We start from the raw sequence: 17,900 nt of genomic DNA on the forward strand, positions 1-17,900 counted from the left end.
TCAGCTCCCCGGTACCGGCTTCTTGTCGGAGCCTTCGTGCACGTGCTGCGAGGTGCTGACACCAACAGCCACCACGTCGCCATCGGCCTCGATGCGGCCCGTGGTGCGGATCAGCGGTGTGTCGAAGTTCACGCCGGTTTCGGCCTTCACATTGAGGGTCAGCGTCTCGATCGCGATTTCCCGGCCGCGCTTGAAGTGCAGGAAATCGCCTTCGTCTGTGTACAACGCCACCTCGCCGGTCTTGAGCGCCTGCAGGCGGAAACGGCGATCGGAGATGCAGAGCACAACGCCATGGGAGCGGTCGCCGTTGATGAAGGCCGTCAGGCCCTCGGCGCCGGGGTGCGGGTTTGAGGTGAGGCCGTACGGCTCGAAGTGCTCGATGTCATCCTTCACTTCGTCGGCGGTGAGTTGCATCTGTACCGACTGCATCTTGCTGCCGGCGCCAACCAGGGCAAGCACGCCCCGTACAAGGAAATTGCTCGATCGCTTCATCATTCTGGCTTCCAGTCTGCGGGAATCAGGTATTCGAAGTTGTCCGCCTTGCCGCCCTTCTTGAGCTTGCGCGAGTTGTGCGGATCTTTCGGCTCCGGCTCAAACGCCTCGGGAGGCCCAAGGGTCATTTTCGCGACCGTGCCGGTGTCCTCGAGGCTGTACTCGATTTCGCTGATGAGCATGTCGCGCTCGAGACCCATGAGCGGGTCGACAACTGCAACAACCATGTTTGCGAGCCACAGAGCGCCGTTTGATTGCCGCCAACCCTGCACCTTGTAACGCACGGTCAGCGCCTTGCCGATGCGATTGCCGCGCTCCCAGTTCGCCCGTTCCTCGGCCAGCGCCGGGGTCATCTGCCCGCTTTCATGGATCTGCAGCACACGCTTTCGCGCAGCCCGTGGGTCGGTTGCTGTGGCCTTGACCTCGGACGCAGCCGCGCCGAACTCGGCGTTCGTGCCCGACCGCTGGCCCGTCACCCGGTACTCGGAAAACACGCCGGAGAAATCAAGCTCGGACCAGCCAGTCAGGATGTTCTGCCCCAGCTCCAGCCGATCAACCGCCCGCCCTGCGCTTCCGGCTTTCGCGATCACCAGGCGCCCGCGCGCATCGTCCGTTGAGAGCAACCGCGAGAGCGTCAGCAGGCGGTCGATCGACTCGAATACGGTTTCACCGGGCTCTATGCTGTGATCGGTCACCTGTGTGGTTTCCGGGGTCTGCGTGATAACAGCGACCCCGTAGGGCTCGGCCAGCGCCTGAACGATCTGGTAGACGCTCTGCCCTCGCCACTGCCCCGGCTTGTTGATTGCCGAACAGTCAACAAGGTCTGAGGTCAGCGAGCGGCCGCTGATCGAGCGATTCACCGACCCGGCGTCGTAGCTGATCGGCGTGCCGTAAATCCAGCCGGTCAGCACCAAGTCCCCGCCAATCCGCACTTCGCAGTGATCGCCTTGGCGCACCGGAATTTCAGTGTTCTGGCCAGGCCAGCGCCATGTCACATCCAGCTTGAAGTCTCGGCTCTGCCTCTCAACGCCGACACTGATGCTGGCTTTCGTCCAGCCGCGATAATCCAGGCCGTTCACGGTGAGCGTGACGGCATTCGATGGGTCCATAGGGTTACTCCTGGGCGATGGTCAACGCACCGACAGGCAGGAAGCCCGGGTGATTCACCTTGTTACGCGTAACGATTTCGGCCGCGCGCGAGGCGTCGCCGTAGCACTGGTAGGCGAGCACAACCGCCGGCAGGCTTTCGTGCGTCGTCACCTGGGTGAGCCGCACGCCCGCTCGCGCGACCTCGGTCAAATGGCCACGCAGCGCCTTGCGTACCACTTCAAGCACTTCGAAGTGCTGGTGCGGCACGTCCTGGGCGGCGTCCCAAAGCATGGCGTCGAGGGTGTCGCGGATGGCCACCACGTCCGCCGTCACTGGCACTTCCGGCCGCTCAACCGGCGCGGCGACTTGCTGCTGCAGCGTCGGTGTGCCCGGCAATCCAGCCGGCGCCTTGACCGCCGGCATGGTCGCCGCCACACGGACGGCGTAGACGATCAGCACGTCGCGCACCAGCTCGCGCGCCGCCTGGGCCACGGCAGCCGTGGCCAGCCCGCCGGCGGCATTGGCAGCCGCTCGATCGGCGGCCAGGGCCGCGACGAGAACCTGGGCGGCCTCGACCTTGCCGGCGATATCGCGCGAGGCCGGGACGAAACCGGTAAACTCCGGCTCGACCGCCGGCAACCCAGCGACCGTACGAGCGAACTCGGGGTCCGCATCCAGCGCCGACGTGGTGCTGCTCGACGTTGCGCCCCAATTGTAGCCCGAGGAACGGTTGTGTCCCGTGAAGTCCGCGAACTGGGCCCGGAACATCGCAGCGAAGTTGCCCGGCGAGTTGATCAGCATGTCGGCCAGGGCTTCCACCGAGCTGACAAGTCCCGTCAACTGCGCGAACTCCTGATAGATCGCCTGCTGGATACCGGCGATCGCGTTCTGCAGCGCCAGGACCGACACCCGGACCCGATTGACAACGGCCATGGCCGCCTTGTACCGCCGGATCGCGGATTGCAGCAGGGTTTCCGAGGACTCTTCCAGCTGCCGTGACGTGTTCGGCACGCCGGCGGGAAAGCCCTTCTCGCCTTCCTCGATGAACGTCAGCTCGAAGCGGACCACCCCGCCTTCGCGTCGCTCATGGGTCACATCGCAATCGCCTGCCGTGACGATCATCCGCCCGAACCAAGGGTGTATCAGCTCCCCCGGGCCGGGCTTGTCGAGCGCGTTGAGCAGGTTGTCGCGCTTTACAAGGCAGTCATCACCAACCACGAAGGCGGTCAGCTTGCTGGTCCGGGTGACACGCCCCATGTCTTCGACCAGCGGCTTGTCTCGCTGTGGGTATTCATGCAACTGAGTGCGCCGGCCCACCGGCATGCTGTCGGTATCCACATGGAACGGCACACCCCGAAAAGACGCGGGGTGCAACTGCTCGCGCCAAGTCGTCATGCCCCACCCCCACCAAGCGACCTGTAGCCGACCTGCGGCGTGACTGACAGCCCAGGCTGGTTTGTCTGCGGCTGATCAACCCGCATTCCCGCCGGTGCGTTCTCGAAACGAACGAGCATGGAGCCCTCCAGCTTTGTCTTGTTTGCTGCCGACTGCTCGACGAGCGATCCACGGGACGCCGGCAGGCTTTTAGCCCCCTGCGCCTGCGGCGCGACCAGGCCAGCGCCCGGGTAGCGCACCTTGTTCGCTGTCAGCGCCGGCAGCAGGAATGGGTCTTTTGCGTCGGCGTCGCGCGGGTCGTACGACACTGCCGGCAGCGGTGCCTGCTTGACTGCCGGCACGGCGGACAGCATCGGGCCGTTGGCAGCCGCCGGCACCGGCACGCGCATCAGGTTTGCCGCGTTGGTCACCTCGGGCATCAGTTGCGGCGCGTCGACAATCGGCCGCACCAGCGCCCCCGGGACCGGCTTGCCGGCGCCGTTGCGTGCCTGCTGTTCTTCAGTCCAGGCCTTGACCTTGTTGGTCGCCGCCGAGATAACGCCCTCGCCGCCTTCGGACTCGAACCCCAGGAACTTCATCATCGGCTCGATGATCGGCCGCAGCTTGTCCCACAGCCCCTGGAAGAATGCCGTAATCGGCTCCCAGTGCTTGATCACAATCCCCAGCGGCGACCAATCGAACACCGTTTTCAGGAAGTCGAAGAACGGTACAGACAGCGCCTTGATCAGTTCCCAGCTCGCCCCGAAGAACTCGGACAGCGGCCCCCAGTTAGCGATCACTTGGCCGAGCGGGGTCCACGAAAACGCGGTCTTGATCCAGCCCCACACACGCATCGCCGGCGCCTCGACCATTGCCCACACGCGCTGGAAGTAAGGCCCGATCGTTGACCAGTTGGCGATCACAAGACCCGCAGCAATGGCGATACCGCGCACCACCAGCCCGATTGGGCTCATGCTCGCGACACCGTTCATCAGCGTCAGCATTGCCGTAGCACCGGCGGCGGCTAAGCGCAGTACGGTGAAGCCTACGGCGGCGCCGAGGATACCTTTGATCAATTCGGGATGGGCAACGGCCAAGCTGGTCACTTTTGACACCAGCGGCCCAACCGTCGCGAGGAAGTCATTGAACGGCGGCAGCAGCATCGTGCCGACAGAAATGCCGAGGCGGGTGACCTTGTTCTGCAGCAGTTGCAGGGCGTTCTCGGTCGTCGCCGCACGGGCCGCATACTCTGCAGTCATCGAGCCCGCGTACTTGCCGTCCTTGCCCACAGCCTTGAAGTTGGTCTGCAACGTGCCGAGGCTCGTCAGCAGCGGGGCAATAGCCCCGACCGATTCTTTGCCGAACAACTGGGTCAGAACCGCCGCCTGCTTGGCCTTGTCGACCTTGCCCAGCGTCTGCAGGATCTTGTTGATCGTGCCTTCGCTGTCGGTCTGCATGCCCTTCGCAATCTCGTTTGTATCCAGGCGCAGCGACTTGAATGCCTCTTTTTGCGACTTTGTCGCCGCAGTACCGGCGGTCAGAGTCAGCATGAAGTTCTTGATGCCCGTGGCCGCAACGTCCTGCGCAATACCCACGCCGGCCAGCGTCGAGCCCATCGCCGCCAACTGCCCCGCATTGACCCCGGCCACTTCGCCGAGCGGGCCGATCGCCGTGATGATTTCAGAGATCTGTCCGGTGCTGGCAGCGCCGGTGTTGCCCAAGAAGTTGATCTGGTCAGCCAGCGCGACAACTTGGTCCTGACTCATTTTGAAAGCGGTGCGCCACTTCGCCATCATCTCGCCGGACTTATCGGCGGTCTGATCAAAGGCCACCCCCATCTTCACGGCGTCTTCGGCAAAACGTCCCAGCTCTTTCCGAGCAATGCCGGACTGACCGCCCGCTGCGACAATCTTTGCGATGCCTTCGGCCGCCATTGGCAGCCTCTCGGACAAGCCAAGCACGTCGTCGCCCATCGCCTTGAACTGCGCGGGGGTCTCGAAGTTCACCACTTTCTTCACATCCGCCATGGCGCTTTCAAAGTCCATGGCGGCTTTGACGCCCATCACGAAGGGGGCCGCCATGGCCCCGCCCTTCACGGCTTCATCGAAGGAAATCTTCCCGAGACCGGACTCATTCAGCTGCTTGCGCAGGGTTGCCGCGTTCTTTCGTACCCCCTTCAGCACCGGCGACAGCTTGTCCACGCCGGTGATCAGGGCCTTAAGCTGGAAGCGATCAGCCACGTCATGCCCCCCTTGTCAGGTCGTTGATCCGCCACGCGTTTTCTTCACTCTCGAACAGTTCATCCAGCGGCAGGCTCTGGATCTCGCCCGGACTGGTCTTCCAGAACCAGGCGAGGTCATACGTCAGCTCGACGATTCCTCGGATTCCTTCGAATCGCTGGGCAGGAAAAAACCGACGATCAGCCAGGCCAATTGATTGAGGTCCCGCAGGTCCAACTGGTTAACCGAGGTAGGAGGAATCTTGGCGCACACGGCGATGTACTTCGCCGCTGCTTCGAGTTCGGCCACCGGATAGCCATCGGCACCGATGGTGTAAGGCAGCACTTTGATCGCGCGGCACTCCTGCACCGTGGGACGGCGCAGCTCCAGCTCAGTGACTTCCTCGCCGTGTGCTTGAATCGGGGCGCTCAACTTGTGGGTTACGGTGCTCATTACTGCCAGTCTCCTGCGATACCTTCGAATTTGAGCGTGACCTTTGCGTCATCGCCGGTCACTTTGGTTTCGTCCACCAGGTACGCGCCGGACAGCACGTAGACCGAGCCGTCTGCAAGCTCGGCGGTGACGGTCATGTTGGTCCCGGCCGCCAGCTTGGCCCGGGGGAAGTTGGGGGTTTTCACAGCGTCGACGCTAACGTAAGGCGTCAGGTCCTCTTCCTTGAAGTAGCCAGGCACGATGGTTTCGCGCTTCACGCCCATCAGCGGGGCTTCAACGCCGCCGGTGATGGTGAGCTGGTCGCCATCGACCTTGATGTAGCAAGTGCCCGCGACTTTCTGACCCATGGGGGCCTCCCATAAAAAAGCCCGCACAAGGCGGGCCGGGGTGGATGAACTGCGTTACGCCGCGTCGGCGTACTGCAGGCGGAACTGGTAGAGCAGCGCGAAGACGCGCAACTGGTTGACCAGGTCCGGCGGGAACAGCACGTTGAGTCGGTTCGGGTTGCTCGGGTCGCGCTCGACGATCAGGTTCTGCTTGAACAGCTCGGTGTTCTCGACGATGCCGTCACGCTCCAACGCGCCGTAGGCCGCCACCAGCTCGCCACGGATCACCTTCGGCGTGACGATCGCTTGCCCGGCGCCGAAGCGCGTGCCGTCGTTCGCGAGCTTGTGACGGGCGTACTTGCTCGTGATGATCGAGCGCAGGTAGCGAATCACGTGCGCCGACTGATGCAGCGTCTCGCTGTCGAGGTACGAGTCGTCAGGCTGATCGAACGCGTTACGCTGATAGGTCGTAACGGCCCGCTCGATTCGGTAGCTGCCACCGCTGTAACTCGCCGTTGCCACGCCGCTGGTGAGCAGCGACTGTCGCTCGTTCAGCAGGAAGCGATCGCTGGCCTCAGCCGGACTGATACCGACCAGCACGCCGGTCTGGGTCGGCCGCGCAGGGTCCGCACTGATAAACACCGCAGTGCGGGCCATCCAGGCCGCTGCCAGCTCCCACGCTGGCTGGGGCACGCCGGCTTCGAAGCCGTGCACGCTGACGTGCGGGTCGTTGCGCAGGCGCCCCGCCGCAACCAGCTGGCCTAGCGTTCCCCGGCGCGCAGAATAGACGTGGCCGTAGATCTGCTTGGCCCACGACCAGCGGCCGGCGCTGTCATCCATTGTGTCCTTCCAGGCGTCGAGCGTGGTCGGATCGGTCCAGGGCTGGGCGATGAACTCGAACTCTTCATCACCGAGCGCCGCTAGTGCCGCTGCCATATCCGGCGTGCCAGCACCGGAGGCCATCGGCGCCACGACTGCAGTCAGGCCCGCCGGAATAACTTCGCCGTTGACGCGACCCAGGCGATTAAGCTGCAGCTGAATGTCGTTGCCTAGCTCGCCCTTGAACTTGGCCTTGAGGGTGACGACGCCCTCGGCCGCCGTGGCGGCCACGGGTAGCGTCACAGCCGCGTTGACCGCTGCAGCCAGACCCGCAGCGACAGCAGAAGCATCGGCGCCGGCGACAACGGCCGCCTGCACCCGTGTGCCCGCGACGTACAGATTGAGCAGGCCCGACGCCGAGGCCGCGCCCGTTACAGTAACGGTGCCCGAAGCGACAACGCCGGTGCTGACCTTGAGCGGCAGGCACCACACTTCGCCGGACACATCGATCGCACGCACGCGCGCATGCATCGCGGCGAGCATCGAGCCGTCGCCGGCAATCGTGCGGGCCTGGCTGGGCTGCGATACCAGCGTCAGGCGCCCGACCTCGGGGCTGGTTACGTCGTCGTTGACCTGGCCGACCAGCAGCCGGCGCAGCGTTGAAGTGCCACTGTTCGCCATCGAGTTGTCGACCTCGGCATAGAACAACGGAACGCGGATATCACTCGGGATGTTGCTGTAGCTGATGCTCATGCCTTGGCCCCACGGGAAGGTTTAGGAGTTGTCGGGGCGTCCGCCTGTTCTTCACCAGGCTCGGCTGCCGGGCCCGGATCATCCGTCGCGGTGGCAGTGGGAGCTGGATCGATCTTCACGGCGTCCCCATCGTTGATGCGGCGCTGCCAATAGGCATTGAGGGGCACAGGCGCGCCCTCGGCGGGCAGCAGCTCGCCGCCCTTCTCCGGCATCGGGCACGCGCGCCCCGGGGCCGGCCACAGGTGAATGGTCACTGGGGTAGATCCTCTTTGGTTTCGAATTCGACCCGGCCGTCAGGGCCGCTCGGGGAAAGGTTCTTGTCGACAAGGGGATCGATGAAGTCGTAGCGACTGTCGATCCCCTCCAGCGCTGGCAAACCAGCCAGGACAACTTCTTGCCAGGTCTGCGGCTTGCCCTCGCCGTCCCACTCAAGCCGGCCCAGCTGGAAGTCGGCATAGAAGCGATAGCGGTAAACCATGCGGCCGCGCTCGAGGAGCAGCAGCTGGCCACCGTCATACAGCAGCGGGCCCGATTCATCGTCAGGCTCGAAGCCGACAAGGGCTCGCCACAGCTGCGCCCGCACGTCGTGCAGGACGTCGGCGACCGACTGACCACGCTCGTCATCCGTCGGCAACACGACGCAGACATCGATCGCGTCGCGCACGTCCTGGGCGATCGCGTTCTGCGCCTTGGGCTCGTCGGCAGAGTCGCCGACGCCGATCACGTATGCCGCCGGGGGTTTCATCTTGGCGCTGTCCTTGGTGGGGTCCCAATCCAGACCGCCGGCAACGCGCCCTTCGAAGCCAGGCGCATGGGCGCGCAGCTGATCAATCACAGGCGTGATTTTCATTGTGGGTACTCAATTGAGCAGCGCGGCGGAGAAGGCCTGCTGCAAGATGCGTTGAACTTCATCCCGGCTGTCGACCAGGGCATCGGTCATGTAGTTGTCGCGAGGCTTGATACGCCACCCGCCCCCGCTCTTGCGCCGGACGCCGTAATGGAGGTAGGCCGGATAGAACACCTTCATGCTCGCGCTTTTGCTGGGCGCGATCCGCACAAGAAAGCCCGAGCGTGACAGCTTGAAGCTGATGGAGTCGGTCGTCGCTCCGGTACGGTTGGTCGGATAGTCTTCCCGGCCACCGCCGAGCGCCAGGTTCATCTGCGCCCGGCCAGTGATCAACTGCCCGGCTTTACGCATCCCTGCGCGGATCTTGCGCTTGTTGAAAGCCTCGCGGTCGAACTGGTCGAAGCCGTCGACGTGCAGATAGCCTTCAATCGAAACTGAGTTGGCCATGCTGCTGCCCTCCTTCCCGGCTGTCCGGCCCCAGCTCCTCGACCTCGACCATTGACCAGACACGACGCCCACCAAGATCGGTTGGCCGTTTCACCCGATAAACGCGCCCACGGCCGACAAACTCGCAGTCGGCGTCCAAATCAGGAATGAAGTGGCAGTACAGCCGATGAGTGATGGTCGTTTGGGTCTGCTGGACACTAGCGTAGGTCGCGGTGCCAAGCGGCTCGACTTTGACCCAGCGCCCACAGATCGGTGTGAACTCATGCTCCAGGCCAGGGCCAACCGGTTTGTCAGACCGCCTCCGGACCGCCATGCGGTGCGTCAGCTCGCCTGACTCAGGTGCTCGTATCGCCATGGCTAGAACCTCGGTGGGACAGTGATGTCGGCCAGCAGGTGGTCGACAAAACTACTTGGGATTTCGGCCAAGGACTGCCCCACGATCAGTTGGCCGCGATGGGTGAAAGCCGTTTCAGCTGCCATCAGCAACCAACTCACCACCCCAGGGTGGACCTCCAAATCCACGCCGGCCCGGTAGCGAATCCTCAGCCGCCCAACTGGTCGACCTCCCGGGAACTCCAGGTAGCTCTCCTTACCTCCTGGTATCAGCTCCACTGCGCCCGAAAACGGCACCGGCGAACCGGCATCGCCCAGGACGTGGATGGACTCGATGGCGACCACTTGGCCAACATCCAGCGAATGCCCCGACGGATAGCCCGCCGGCCAGTCTTCTTCATAGATCGCTTCACGGATCGCCGCCCCCGTTTTCGATTCTCCTTGCGCAGTCACGCCGGGGATAATGATGTGGTCGATCAGTTCGGTCTGGAGGTCTTCAGGCTCAGCCCGACATTGAAAGGCCACCTGGTCCAGCGTCAGCACGGGCGCCCCCGTGTAGGCGATGCGGCGTGCCATGATCAGGGTTTCTCTTCGTCATCCGAACTAGTGGCGGTCGAATCAGGATTCGCCGGTGGCTCCGTCGACGGGCCGGACTGGGGGGCCGTCGTGCCCGGCTTGCCCTTACCGCTACCAGACTTGCCACCTTTCTTGCCGTCGCGCAGCTCAGCACGCCCACCATCGATCAGCGACTGCGCAACGTCCTCCTCGAAACCGGCCACTTCGCCCTTGCTGTAACCGCGCCAGGAACCGGTGAACACAACAATTACCTTTGCCATAACTTCCATCCCATCAGCTGAGCGGCCCCGGCCAATCCGGGGCCAAGGATTACATGCCTGCGCCCCACTTCACGGCGATCGCCACAACGATGCTTTCGACGTGACGCGGGCCGAAGTCATGCTTCGCGATTACACGCAGCAGGGTTTGGTCACGCTGGAAGGCGCTGACAACCTCGCCCTGGGCGTCCTTGTAGGACGCTTCGTTGCTGAAGCTCAGGGTCAGGTCCATGTCTTCGCCGATCATGCAATCCGCGAAGTTGACGAAGTAGATTTCGGTTTCGTCGCCATCGGCACCGAGGTTGACCGGGATCTGGTTGGTGAGACCAACCGGGTAGCCCTTGAGCTGGCCGAGATCGATCTCGGGATAAGCCTTGTTGCCGTTTCCATCACGTAACGCTTGCAGGAAACGCAGCACGCGCGGGGCCATCAGCCAGCCGCACGACTTCATCATGACGTTCGCCGTTTCCAGGCGGAGCATCATCTTGCCCAGGAACAGATCGATTTTTTCCAGGGTCAAGCCGTCGACTGCTGGAGCTGGTAGCAGGTTGAACGCCAACGCCCAGTGACGCAGGCCTTTGGGCAGGGAGCCGGAACCATCAGCGCGGATGAAGTGCAGATCCTCCGACAGGCCCATGCTCACAGTCAGGTCGCTCAGCACCAGGCCGTCGACACGCGGGTTGACCCCACTCATCGCCAGCAGGTCGTTGGAGATCGGGACGATGGCCGCTGCCTTTTTCGCCGACAGCTTGGTATCAGCGAACGTCATCCCGGTGATCGGGATATCGGTATCGCTACCGATATAGGTCACGACGGTGTTGCCGGTGATTCGCGGCTGGGTCAGGTTGCCATTGTTCAACGGCAGGCTGGTGACGCCCATTTTTCGCACAATGGAAACAGGACGCAGCGACTCGATGACATCGGTCGCGAAGTTCGTCGGGACAAGCACACCGCCAGCCCCCGGAGTGACAACGCTGAGTGCCATGTGAACATCAGCGGGGAAGCCACCGTCCTTGGCCATCTGCGCGGCGGTCTGCTGGTTGCCCTGGGCAGACGCCAACAGGCGTGCCATCTGGGCCATGCCAGTACCAGGCTTTGCCTTCTCGCTGAACGGACCGGAGATACTGCCTGGTGGGCTGGTTGCGCCCTGGGCCGACTCATTGACAGGTACCGCGCTGGCCGCAGCCAGTTGCTCCGCCGACTCGGCGCGCTTGATTTTGGCGGTCAGGTCATGGACCTGGGCTTCCAGGGTGGTGAACTGCTGCAACTGCTCGGCGGACAAGCTCCCGCCATCGGCCTCAATCTTTGCCAGCGCCTGCACCTGGGCAACCAGGCCGGCGCGTTCGTTACGCATCTGAAGTACAAGGGACATGCTGCCTCCAAGGCATAAAAAAACCCGCTCAGGGCGGGTCAGGATTCGTTTGATAAGAGGGTGGTTCAGGTCAGCGATTGCATCGCCAGGGCTGCTGCGCGCACGCTGATACGGCTCGACTGGCGTGTTGCACGGTTCTGCGCCACAGCACGCGACAACTCATCGACAGCGTGTTGCGGGCTCTGAAGTCGATCAGCAAGCCCAGCGTTGATTGCGCCCTGGCCGCGGTACAAGCCGGCCTCCGTGGCAATCACCTTGGCCACCGGCATACCGCGATACTCGGCGACCGAGTTGACGAACATCTGGTAGCTCTCCTGCACCAGCTCGTTGAGGAAAGCCAAGGACTGCTCCGTAATGGGTTCGTGGGGGGACAGGTCGTTCTTGTGCGCCCCGGCGAACACCGTAGTCACCTTGACGCCCATCCCCTCTTCCATCTTTGAGCGGTCCATGTGGCTCGCAATGACACCAATCGAACCGACCCCGCTGGTGCGACTCACAACCAACTCGCTGCAAGCGGATCCGATCAAGTAGCCACCGCTGTAGGCCATGTAGTTGACCAGGCCGGTGATGGGCTTCTGCGCTGTCATTGCACGGATATCATCGGCCAGTTCGAAAGCGCCGACGGCTGACCCGCCAGGACTGTCGATATCCAGAACGATGCGTTCGACCAGAGGGTCGGCAACCGCGCGCTGCAGCTGCGAGCGGAGCCCTTCGTAACTGGTCATGGTCTCGCACGCATTGATGTGGCTACCACGGCTGACCAGGACACCACTCACCGGGATAACCTCGACCCCGGTCTGAGCAATCGCGTTGCGGCGTTGCTCGTCGGCGATCGCAACCCGGTCGATGGGGTCGTCGTCCTTCCAGAGCTGGGCCGAGCCGCCGCCCAGGTTGATGATGTTGAGGCTCATAGTCTGGTTGGCCCAGCGCACGCCCAGGTCGAGCATGTCGGGGGTAACCAACAGCGGCTGGTTGAACAGCAGGCTGGATGCCCGCAGGTATTGCTTACTCATTGGGCAAGGATCCTCCCGATCTCTGCGTGCTGCAGTTCCAGCTGGGCGCGCACCGTGGGGTTGTTCAGGTCGGGCTGCTTGCCTGCGTCGACCATGTTGAGGGGCTGTAGGTAGATATCACCGCCCTGTACCGGAGGCATGTTCTCCAGGCGCCGTATGTCGTTCACGCTCAGCCAGCCCCACTGGCGACCAATCGCGTAGGCCTCGTAGCGACTCTTCTGGTCACCACGGAGCAGGCCCGACAGGTTGAACTCGATGAAGTGGGTCCGTCGGTCCTTCGGCAGCAGGAAGTCACGCATCATCGCCTGCTCATGGCGCTTCACCCAGGGCAGCAGAGCGAACACCACGAACTGGATCATCAGCTGCTCAAGCGTGTTGTAGTTCGACTTCTCCAGGTCATTGACCATGGGCAACGGGATCTTGTATATCCGCGCGATGTCCAGACCGGTCAGCTTCATGATGCCGACGATCTCAGCGTCAACGTTGGACATGGACACCGGCTTGAAGGTCATCCCCTCTTGCAGCAGCGCGACCTTCTTCGCGTTGTCCATGCCGCCGAACTTCTGGCCCCACTGATCGACGATCTTGTCGACAGTGCCCTGATCCTTGATCGCGGGCGCCTCGCGGGGGCGCTCGATCACGCCGGACACGGCCACGCCGTTGGCGAAGCTCTTGCCGGTGTACTGACGAACCGCCTGGGTAAGGCCGATTGCATCAGCGTGCAGCTCGATCGGAGACAGGCCGACGTAGGGGTTGGTGCCGAACCACCGGACGTGATGAACCATCCGCATCGGCACCGCCTCTCCACCACCAATCCGGTAGTAAGGCATCAGGTCCCCCCCTTTCAGCACCTGCACATGCTCCGGCTTCAGGGCCCACAGCGAGATGACGTTGCCGTCCTCACGGCGATCAATGAAGCTGAATGCGTTCCCCCGCAGACCGGCTGCACCTTGGTGCCGCTCCATGTACTCGCAAGGTGTTTGGAACGGGTTGGGCTGATAGCGCAGTACGTCGTAGAGGGGGTGATTAATGGCCGCCTCCCGCTGTCCTTTATCCTTGCGCTCGAACAGCTCCAGCGGCAGTTGCGCCACGGTTTCAGCCAGCAGCGTGACGCAGTTCTGCAAGATGGGTAGAGCAAGGGCGCTTTCCGGGGTAACAGCAACGCCTGCCGAACTACGCCCTCGGCCTATCAAGCCGCGCCAGAACCCGTTGTCCGGGTTGGTCAACGTGCCCGCGCCCGAGGCGCGTAGACTGGAAAAGAACATACTCAGCCCCCTTCCCTTGCTATCTGGTGCGCAGCCGCCTGATCGGCCAACTTGGCCCAGACCAGCAAACCCACCCCCGCGACGATGAACGCGGCAGGTCGATGCACCATCCAGACGCCGGCGATCAGCAGCGCGAAGCCCAGCAGGCCCGCCACCCACGACGCGATAATCAACTTCATATACCTACCCCTTCGTCGTAAATCGACGTGCCTGATGCCTCGGAAATGTCGCTGCTGATGCCGACCGCCATCACGGCCGCGACAATGCCGTCGATACGGCCCGTGGCTTTGGATTTGTCTACCTTCCGGTTGTTGGCTGGGTCGAAGACGATCACTGCGTTGCCGGCGTTCCAGGTCATCACCGGGTTGTCGTCGTGCAGCAGGGTCTCGACCACCTCGGTGACCGTGGTGACCTCCGACACAACCTCGTAGTCGTCTGGATCCAGCTCGATGACATCCTCTGGCTCGACCTTGCGCCCCAGCAGGCGCCGCTCGAACTCGTCCACTGCTGGGCCCATGTCCTTGAAGCCCTGACCGAAGGGCTTGAGTTCGGGCAGCGTGATGCCGTTGTCGGTCATCAGTTGCAGCAAGTCCTCGATCCGCCAGCGGTCATATGCGATCCGCCGCACGTCGAAGAAATCGCAGATCGTCTGCAGGCGCCGAAGCACATGCAGTTTGCTGATGGCTCGTCCTGGTGTGGTCTCCAGGTGGCGCTCCTTTACCCATTGCAGGTAGGGCACGCGGTCACGCTTCTCTCGTCCCGACAAGTCATCGTCGGGGATCCAGAAGTACGACAGCGAGCGCCAGTGCGGGTCATAGGGCATGGGACTGAACATCAGCACAAACGCCGTCAGGTCCGTGGTACTCGACAAGTCCAGCCCGCCGACGCATGGCCGGTTGCGTAGAACGCGCATCGGCACCCGCTCGGCTGCGCCACGCCAGATCTCCCACGACAGCCATGGCGATGTCGCCTGCGTCCACTCGCAGAAGTTCAGGCGCCTGACCACGGCTTCTTTCGCCGGCAGCCCCTTGGCTTCGGCCACCTGCTCCCGCAGGTACTTGCGACCGGGGATGCCGTCGGTTTGCCCCTCAAGAATGAAGTCCAGGGAAGGGTTCACCTTCGGCCAGCACGCCTCGTCCTTGAACGGGTCTTCACCTTTGTCCAGCGAGCAAATGAAGGCGAAGAACGCATCGTTCTGCTCCTTGCCTTCGCAGATCCGCACGCCCAGGTCGTGATATTGGCCACACACCGAGCCCTTGTCGGAGCCACTGTTCGTGATCATCACGATCAAGGCACGACGCCGAAACTTGGTGCCGGCCCGCATCATGTTCACTGCGCTGGCCGTCTTGTGCTCGTGCAGCTCGTCGATCAGCGCCACATGGGGCCGAGGGCCGGACTGGCCGTCGTCGGAGCTGATCGGGCGGAAAAAGCTGTTGGTCGCGGGATAGAAGAGGTTCCACACCTTTTCATCCCGTCCAGACTGCACCAGGCGCCCGGCAAGGTGAGGCGCCATGTTCACCATCGCGACCGCATCGCGGAACAGGATCTGCGCCTGGTCCTTCTTGGTAGCCGCCGCATAGACCTCTGCCCGCTGCTCGCCATCAGCAACCAGGCCATAGAGGCCGATCCCGCCGACCAGGGGCGACTTGCCAGAGCCCTTTCCGGTTTCGATATATGCCTGTCGGAACCGGCGATAGCCATCGTCGGTGTACCAGCCGAAAAGGCTACCCACGATGAACGCCTGCCACGGAGCAAGGCGAAACGGCAGCCCTTCGAAGTCGCCGCCGTTCAGGCGCAGCACATCCTCGAAGAAGCCGATGGCACGCTCTGCCGCTTCGGCATTCCAGATCAACCCGCGATCGTGTCCGCGATCCAGATCCAGCAGATGGCGGCGGGCTGCGTTGCGAACGTCAGGCCCGGCGACGATTGAACCGGACAACACCTGATCAGCGAAGGCCCTTACCCGGCAGTCAGTTGAAATACTTGTCGGCAGCGTCTCGTCCTGCATGTGGGAACAACTCTCCTTGCGCCGCCGGGGCGGCTCTCATGTTCCGGCGCGCCAGGGGAGATAACCCGAACTGAGCACCCGCAGCGTTCGCGCGCTTCTCGGCGTCGTTGGCCAGCTGCCGCAGCACGTGAGTCTGCTGGGCACCGGTCTTGAAGGTCTGAACCTCACCGCCCAGCCCATCGAGCGATGCAGCGTTGCGCTCGGCAATCAGCCGCTGGAAGCGCAACCAGTCAGCATATGCCTGGCAGTATGTGGCAAGCGCCATCTGGTCGAGCCGCGACACCCAGCCCAGAGCCAACAGCGCCTCGGTGATCCGCGTCCACTCGACAGCCGCGTCCCCGGTGATGAAGTCCGGCATGGGCGGCACGCCCACCGGCACCGCCGGATCTTTGATTTCGTTCATCAGCTGTGCAGGCGAGAGCTTGCTGCGGTTGCCGCTGAGCAGATGCACCGACGCGGGCAGTCCAGGCCGCCCGGAGTTACCGTTTCCGGCCATGGAAACCTCCTATGTCTGATACCCCCCCTCCCTCATTTTTCCCGGTTTTGCACACGGAGGTGGGCGAGCGGTCACGGAAGAAGGCGAGGAAAAGTGTTTTACCCCCCCTACCCCGGCAGAGCAGGACCGGAGGGGCGGCCAGGCGCAGGTCAGCGCCGGTTCCAGTGATGGTTCGGATCGAGCGGGACGCCAGATGCAGTGCACCCGGCAATCCTCCCGCTGCGCTCCAGCCGTTGCTTCACCGAGTCGTGACACAGCTTGCAGAGGGGTTGCCAATTGTCCTTGTCCCAGAACAGCTTCCAGGCATGCCGTAACTGTTCGGCATCGGCGCTTTCCTTGGCCTCGTTCAAACGCGGCGCAACCTTGTGGTCCACCACCGATGCAGCAACAGGACGGCGATCTGTCGAGCACATCGAACAGAAGGGATTGGCTGCGAGGAACACTTCACGCGCCTGCCGCCAGCGGTAACCGTACCCGCGTGAAGCACTGTTTCCCCGCCGGTCATCACCCTTCATTGCGCGACGATGGCAGATCACAAACACCAATCCGCTTGGCAGTCCAACGCTCGTAGAGGTTGATTGCCACATCAGCGCCCGCCACCGCACTCAAACAACCAAACGCTGACGCCGCCCAGAGCGATGCACCCAGCGAGTACAACAGCATGATGGTCGACAGGCCGCACACGATGCAGGCTCCCGACCGCAGCAGGATCCGACGTACCAGCGCCCAGCCGCTGTAGCCGGCCTTGTCCGCACGCCACATCTCCCCTGACACACCACCGACCAGGGAAAGCAGGATCACCATCCACAGCGGCATTTCGATTAAGGCTTGTTGCTCATTGGTCATACGGTCCTCGCAGGTCAGAAAGCACAGCGCCAGAAACAGAAAACCCCGCCGGGTGGCAGGGTTCTCGATGGGTTGCACAACACAGTGCTTGGGGGAGCGCCTAAGCGCAGTTTTGATATCGTGGGGCCTTTTTACATGCCACCGGAAAAACCGAAAAGGGGGTGTTTTCGGTTCGTCGCAATGTGGCAGCTATGTAGCATCGATGTTGCACGCAAGTCGCATAGTGACCCGACGAACGGTATGTTGCTTAACCCTGCCAGCCCTCGCCGCCAAGATCGCAAACACCTGAAGGTGCAGTGCTTTAACCCAATTCCGATAGGTGCGGTCCGCGCTCTCAGCCAGGCCAACCTCGCGCATCTGCTCTCGCACGGGCACCCCATGCAGGTAACGAAGGCGTGCCAGCTTCGCCAGGACCGCACCGCGCTTGTCACGTCGGTCCAACTCAGCCACGGCGGCGTCTACCTCGGCAGCAGAGTGATTGAGGCCAGCACCTGCTATCAAGATTCGTGACCCGGAGGATCCACCACGCGGGGCAGCACCCTTCCATTCCATGATTGTCCCCATCTGGCTGCCCATGCTGGAACCAAGCCCCAGTCGAGCGCACTGCTCACCCCAGTGTTGCATCAGCTCATGAACCAAGCGCAGGCGCTCGGCCGGCTCCAGCAGCTCCGCCATTTCGATGCGATGGGCAGTAAGCCGGGAGGCCAACACGAACTGCATTTCGTCCTTGTTCATTGCGAACCTCCCAAAACCTGAACCCAACACACACTTGGCTTACCCAACACAAACCCAACACAGCTAAAGCTCAATGAAATCAATGGATTAATTAGGTATGTGTTGAGTGTGTTGGGTGTGTTGGGTTTTTCAGCCCTCGCATAGAGAATTTTATCCCGCTGGATAGTGCCCCGAAAAAAA

Annotated in this window: 22 protein-coding genes; all 22 read right to left on the minus strand. The window is 62.8% G+C overall.

Translation table 11 applies throughout. The features are described 5' to 3' along the window. Complete coding sequence (locus CKW37_RS02930) at window positions 1-492, minus strand: phage baseplate assembly protein V (protein WP_095154336.1); 492 nt, start codon at window positions 490-492, stop codon at window positions 1-3. Next, the gene (locus CKW37_RS02935; protein WP_095153951.1) at window positions 492-1,601 is read right to left on the minus strand and encodes a phage baseplate assembly protein; all 1,110 of its coding nucleotides are present in this window, start codon (window positions 1,599-1,601) and stop codon (window positions 492-494) included. The genes CKW37_RS02930 and CKW37_RS02935 overlap by 1 nt, the downstream gene beginning before the upstream one ends. Window positions 1,602-1,605: 4 nt before the next feature. Further along, complete coding sequence (locus CKW37_RS02940; protein WP_095153952.1) at window positions 1,606-2,976, minus strand: DNA circularization protein; 1,371 nt, start codon at window positions 2,974-2,976, stop codon at window positions 1,606-1,608. Then, window positions 2,973-5,195, minus strand: a complete 2,223-nt coding sequence (locus tag CKW37_RS02945) for a phage tail tape measure protein (RefSeq protein ID WP_095153953.1) — start codon at window positions 5,193-5,195, stop codon at window positions 2,973-2,975. The genes CKW37_RS02940 and CKW37_RS02945 overlap by 4 nt, the downstream gene beginning before the upstream one ends. Window positions 5,196-5,318: 123 nt before the next feature. Continuing rightward, window positions 5,319-5,627: a phage tail assembly protein gene (locus CKW37_RS02950; RefSeq protein WP_095153954.1), complete on the minus strand. Its 309-nt coding sequence runs from the start codon at window positions 5,625-5,627 to the stop codon at window positions 5,319-5,321. Next, a complete protein-coding gene (locus CKW37_RS02955; protein ID WP_095153955.1) occupies window positions 5,627-5,974 on the minus strand; it encodes a phage tail tube protein in 348 nt (115 codons plus the stop codon). The genes CKW37_RS02950 and CKW37_RS02955 overlap by 1 nt, the downstream gene beginning before the upstream one ends. Window positions 5,975-6,028: 54 nt before the next feature. Beyond that, on the minus strand, window positions 6,029-7,525 hold the full coding sequence (locus CKW37_RS02960) for a phage tail sheath subtilisin-like domain-containing protein (protein WP_095153956.1): 1,497 nt from the start codon (window positions 7,523-7,525) through the stop codon (window positions 6,029-6,031). Beyond that, the gene (locus CKW37_RS33495) at window positions 7,522-7,779 is read right to left on the minus strand and encodes a DUF2635 domain-containing protein (protein ID WP_371864260.1); all 258 of its coding nucleotides are present in this window, start codon (window positions 7,777-7,779) and stop codon (window positions 7,522-7,524) included. The genes CKW37_RS02960 and CKW37_RS33495 overlap by 4 nt, the downstream gene beginning before the upstream one ends. Next, window positions 7,776-8,375 (minus strand): hypothetical protein, encoded by a 600-nt coding sequence (locus tag CKW37_RS02970; RefSeq protein WP_095153957.1) that lies wholly within the window; start codon window positions 8,373-8,375, stop codon window positions 7,776-7,778. The genes CKW37_RS33495 and CKW37_RS02970 overlap by 4 nt, the downstream gene beginning before the upstream one ends. Window positions 8,376-8,384: 9 nt before the next feature. Continuing rightward, a complete protein-coding gene (locus CKW37_RS02975) occupies window positions 8,385-8,819 on the minus strand; it encodes a hypothetical protein (protein WP_095153958.1) in 435 nt (144 codons plus the stop codon). Continuing rightward, window positions 8,797-9,174 (minus strand): phage head closure protein, encoded by a 378-nt coding sequence (locus tag CKW37_RS33500; RefSeq protein ID WP_095153959.1) that lies wholly within the window; start codon window positions 9,172-9,174, stop codon window positions 8,797-8,799. The genes CKW37_RS02975 and CKW37_RS33500 overlap by 23 nt, the downstream gene beginning before the upstream one ends. A 2-nt stretch (window positions 9,175-9,176) precedes the next feature. After that, complete coding sequence (locus CKW37_RS02985) at window positions 9,177-9,728, minus strand: hypothetical protein (protein ID WP_095153960.1); 552 nt, start codon at window positions 9,726-9,728, stop codon at window positions 9,177-9,179. Between the two features lie 2 nt (window positions 9,729-9,730). Further along, complete coding sequence (locus tag CKW37_RS02990) at window positions 9,731-9,988, minus strand: hypothetical protein (RefSeq protein ID WP_095153961.1); 258 nt, start codon at window positions 9,986-9,988, stop codon at window positions 9,731-9,733. A 49-nt stretch (window positions 9,989-10,037) separates the two neighbouring features. Further along, window positions 10,038-11,357, minus strand: coding sequence for a phage major capsid protein (locus tag CKW37_RS02995; protein WP_095153962.1), 1,320 nt, complete (start codon window positions 11,355-11,357; stop codon window positions 10,038-10,040). 65 nt (window positions 11,358-11,422) lie between these two features. Then, entirely contained in the window at window positions 11,423-12,370 is a 948-nt protein-coding gene (locus CKW37_RS03000) for a S49 family peptidase (RefSeq protein WP_218241204.1), read from the minus strand. Further along, window positions 12,367-13,635, minus strand: a complete 1,269-nt coding sequence (locus CKW37_RS03005; protein ID WP_095153963.1) for a phage portal protein — start codon at window positions 13,633-13,635, stop codon at window positions 12,367-12,369. Before CKW37_RS03005 ends, CKW37_RS03000 begins: the two co-directional genes overlap by 4 nt. A 2-nt stretch (window positions 13,636-13,637) precedes the next feature. Then, window positions 13,638-13,814 carry a hypothetical protein gene (locus CKW37_RS32925; protein WP_177454393.1) on the minus strand — a complete coding sequence of 59 codons (177 nt, stop codon included), beginning with the start codon at window positions 13,812-13,814 and terminating at the stop codon, window positions 13,638-13,640. Further along, the gene (locus tag CKW37_RS03010; RefSeq protein ID WP_095153964.1) at window positions 13,811-15,643 is read right to left on the minus strand and encodes a terminase large subunit; all 1,833 of its coding nucleotides are present in this window, start codon (window positions 15,641-15,643) and stop codon (window positions 13,811-13,813) included. Before CKW37_RS03010 ends, CKW37_RS32925 begins: the two co-directional genes overlap by 4 nt. Further along, the gene (locus CKW37_RS03015; RefSeq protein WP_095153965.1) at window positions 15,606-16,139 is read right to left on the minus strand and encodes a phage terminase small subunit P27 family; all 534 of its coding nucleotides are present in this window, start codon (window positions 16,137-16,139) and stop codon (window positions 15,606-15,608) included. The genes CKW37_RS03010 and CKW37_RS03015 overlap by 38 nt, the downstream gene beginning before the upstream one ends. Before the next feature lie 149 nt (window positions 16,140-16,288). Next, the gene (locus tag CKW37_RS03020; RefSeq protein ID WP_095153966.1) at window positions 16,289-16,654 is read right to left on the minus strand and encodes an HNH endonuclease signature motif containing protein; all 366 of its coding nucleotides are present in this window, start codon (window positions 16,652-16,654) and stop codon (window positions 16,289-16,291) included. Continuing rightward, window positions 16,644-16,985, minus strand: coding sequence for a phage holin family protein (locus CKW37_RS03025; RefSeq protein WP_095154342.1), 342 nt, complete (start codon window positions 16,983-16,985; stop codon window positions 16,644-16,646). The genes CKW37_RS03020 and CKW37_RS03025 overlap by 11 nt, the downstream gene beginning before the upstream one ends. Before the next feature lie 189 nt (window positions 16,986-17,174). Next, window positions 17,175-17,660: a hypothetical protein gene (locus CKW37_RS03030; protein WP_177454399.1), complete on the minus strand. Its 486-nt coding sequence runs from the start codon at window positions 17,658-17,660 to the stop codon at window positions 17,175-17,177. Between the last annotated feature and the right edge of the window lie 240 nt (window positions 17,661-17,900).

The sequence above is a fragment of the Pseudomonas sp. Irchel 3E13 genome (assembly GCF_900187455.1).
Classification (GTDB): domain Bacteria; phylum Pseudomonadota; class Gammaproteobacteria; order Pseudomonadales; family Pseudomonadaceae; genus Aquipseudomonas.